Here is a 686-nt window from a genome sequence, read left to right as displayed (position 1 = left end):
CGACCTCCGCCGCGGTCGTCGCGGAGAGCCGGGCGACGGCCGGGTGCCCGGTGCCGGCGAGGGCCTCGTCGCCGTCCTGGAGGCGGCCGTTGTCGAGCAGCAGCCGGTGCCCGGCGAGTACCGCCTCGCCCTTGCCGGGTGCGGGTACCGTCCGGCCGCCGGCCAGTGGTTCGCCGAGCCCGCCGGAGAGGTCCTCGTCACCGTCGGACGGCGACCGGTGGCCGAGCCGGGTCATCTCGGCGCGCACGGTCCGCACGTCGGGCAGCCCCAGGTGCACGTCGAGCGCGTCGGCGAGCATGTTGAGCACGCGGCCGTCGGGGAAGACGAAGCGGCGGGTCATCTGGTCGGGCTTGATCGACGCCTCGAAGGGCCTCACGCGCCCTTCCCAGTTGAGGAACGCCCCGGACTTCTCCACCACGGCCGACACGGGCAGGACCACGTCGGCGCGGGCGGTGACCTCGCTGGGCCGCAGTTCGAGGCTGACGAGGAACCCGACGGCGTCCAGCGCGGCGAGCGCCCTGGCCGGGTCGGGCAGGTCGGCCACCTCGACGCCGCCGACGACGAGGGCGGCGAGTTCACCGGTGGCGGCGGCCTCGATGATCTGGCCGGTGTCCCGGCCGACGGCGCGCGGCAGTTCGGCGACGCCCCAGGCGGTGGCGGTCTCCTCGCGGGCCCGCGGGTCGGTG

1 protein-coding gene is annotated in these 686 nt (G+C 76.2%); it reads right to left on the bottom strand.

All coding sequences use genetic code 11. From position 1 onward, the window contains the following. On the bottom strand, nt 1–686 hold a 686-nt coding region (locus tag ACYVE9_RS29650), incomplete at both ends, for a molybdopterin-dependent oxidoreductase (RefSeq protein ID WP_461030956.1).

Source organism: Streptomyces sparsus, assembly GCF_054776295.1.
Note: the sequence above shows the minus strand (reverse complement) of the source record. Positions and strands in the feature narration are given on the sequence as shown.